Consider the following 2,408-nt stretch of genomic DNA (forward strand, 5'->3'; position numbering starts at 1 on the left):
TCCCGGAAGTCGGGGTCCTGGCCGCGGGTTTCCTTCAGCAGCCGCTCGTGCCAGTCGGGGGCGCGGCGGCGGACCTTCAGCCCGCCGGGCAGCAGCCCCTCGCGCTTGAGGCTGACCTCGACGCAGCCCTCCATCACCGAATAGATGTGGAGCAGACCCTCGCGGATTTCCTCGTCCGTCCGGCTGTCTTCTTCGTTGATCCGCATCACGTCGCTGATGCCCAGCGAACTCTTCCGGCAATGATCCAGCAGTTCCGCGGCCGTGCGGAAGGGCAGGGGGAGTTCCTTCTTGGACTCCTCAAGCTCCTGTTGCGCCGCGTCTTCCTCGCCTTCGCGGACGATGAAGCCGCCGCCCACCGAGAAAAAGGTGGCGGTATGCAGAACCGCGCCCTCGGCGTCGGAGACCGTGAACGTCATGCCGTTGGTGTGCCGGGGCAGGATGGTCAGGGGGCGCAGGATCATGTCCTTCACGCCGTACGGCAGGGGCACGGATCCGGCCAGCTGCAGGGTGCCGGTTTCGGCGATCGTGGCCAGCCGGTCCTCCACTTCCTCGGGCAGGATCAGCTCGGGATGGAAGCCCTCGAGTCCGAGCAAAATGGCCGTCATGGTGCCGTGGCCGTGGCCCGTGGCGGCAAGTGAGCCGTAGAGGTCCACCCGCAGCGACGCCACCTCTGCCAACTTGCCGAGGGACTTGAGTTCTTCGGCAAAGACGACGGCGGCCCGCATGGGCCCCACGGTATGCGAGCTCGAAGGCCCGATCCCAATAGAAAAGAGATCGAAAACACCAACAGCCATGGCTGGGTTCCTAACTGGGTAAATGTGGTAACGGAGCGGTGGGTGAGCTGCCCACCAGGGGCCGGCGGAGCCGGGCTTTTCGAAAGCGTGCGTCAAAGCGACGAAGGAGCGGCACGCGTGAAAAGTCCGGTCCGCCGGTCCCGGGGCCAGCCCGCGAACGGGCTGGCTCCGGGAACGGTTAGGAGAGGTTGCTGACCGAGGGGTAGAGCGGGTGGGCGGCGGCGAGGGCCTCCACCCGGGCGCGCAGGCCCGACAGGTCCGCGCCGGCGTCGGCGGTCAGCGCCTCGGCGATGATGTCCGCGACCTCGGCGAAGGCTGCCTCGCCGAAGCCGCGGGTGGCCAGCGCGGGCGTGCCGATCCGCAGCCCCGAGGTGACCATCGGCGGGCGCGGATCGAAGGGAACGGCGTTGCGGTTGACGGTGATGTCGATTTCCGCGAGGCGGTCCTCGGCTTCCTGGCCGTTRAGCTCGCACTCGCGCAGGTCCACCAGGACCAGGTGCACGTCGGTGCCGCCGGAGATCACGTTGATCCCCTTCGCGGTCACGTCCGGCCGGACCAGGCGGTCCGCGAGGATCCGGGCACCGGCCAGGACACGCTCCTGGCGCTCCTTGAACTCCGGGGACGCGGCGATCTTGAAGGCCACCGCCTTGCCGGCGATCACGTGCTCCAGCGGGCCGCCCTGCTGTCCCGGGAACACCGCCGAGTTGATCTTCTTGGCGATCTCGGCGTCGTTGGAAAGGATGATCCCGCCGCGCGGACCGGCCAGGGTCTTGTGCGTCGTGGACGTGGTGACGTGGGCGTGCGGGACCGGGCTCGGGTGCAGCCCGGCGGCCACGAGGCCGGCGAAGTGGGCCATGTCCACCATCAGGTAGGCGCCCACGGAGTCGGCGATCCGGCGGAACTCCGCGAAGTCCAGCTGCCGGGCGTACGCGGACCAGCCGGCCACGATCAGCGCCGGCTTGTGCTCCTGGGCCAGGGCCTCGACCTCGGCCATGTCGATCCGGTGGTCCTGTTCGCGGACCTGGTACGGGATGACGTTGTAGAGCCGGCCGGAGAAGTTGATGCGCATGCCGTGCGTGAGGTGTCCGCCGTGGGCCAGGTTCAGGCCCATGATCGTGTCGCCCGGACGGATCAGGGCGTGCATCACCGAAGCGTTCGCCTGCGCGCCGGAGTGCGGCTGCACGTTCGCGTACCCGGCGCCGAACAGGGCCTTGACCCGGTCGATCGCCAGCTGTTCGATCACGTCAACGTGCTCGCAGCCGCCGTAGTAGCGCTTGCCCGGGTAGCCCTCGGCGTACTTGTTCGTCAGCACCGAACCCTGCGCCTGCATCACGGCCACCGCGGTGTGGTTCTCCGACGCGATCATTTCCAGGCCGTCGCGCTGCCGGGTGAGCTCGGCGTCGATCCTCGCGGCGATCTCCGGATCCAGCGCGGACAAATCCGCGTCCAGGGACGGGGAGACAACCTGCTCAAAAGTTGTGCTGGACATCGCGGCGCTCACAGTTCGCCACCGTTCTTGGACGCGTACTCCTGCGCCGACAGCAGCGGACCCTCCCCGGTCACGGCGACCTTGAACAGCCAGCCGGCCCCGTAGGGATCGCTGTTGATCAGCGC

2 protein-coding genes and 1 pseudogene are annotated in these 2,408 nt (G+C 68.3%); all 3 read right to left on the bottom strand.

Annotation, left to right across the window (positions count from 1 at the left end; translation table 11 throughout):
* Nucleotides 1-794, bottom strand: a 794-nt coding sequence (locus tag AB4089_RS22835) for a serine dehydratase beta chain (protein WP_441411548.1), incomplete at its 3' end; no start/stop codon positions are given.
* Between the two features lie 178 nt (nucleotides 795-972).
* On the bottom strand, nucleotides 973-2,283 hold the full coding sequence (glyA, locus tag AB4089_RS22840; RefSeq protein WP_441411549.1) for a serine hydroxymethyltransferase: 1,311 nt from the start codon (nucleotides 2,281-2,283) through the stop codon (nucleotides 973-975).
* A gap of 8 nt (nucleotides 2,284-2,291) precedes the next feature.
* Nucleotides 2,292-2,408: pseudogene (locus AB4089_RS22845) on the bottom strand (glycine cleavage system protein GcvH); the annotation flags it as partial.

Origin of the sequence: Arthrobacter sp. 2MCAF15, assembly GCF_052115605.1 — a bacterium.
In the GTDB taxonomy this organism is placed as follows: domain Bacteria; phylum Actinomycetota; class Actinomycetes; order Actinomycetales; family Micrococcaceae; genus Arthrobacter.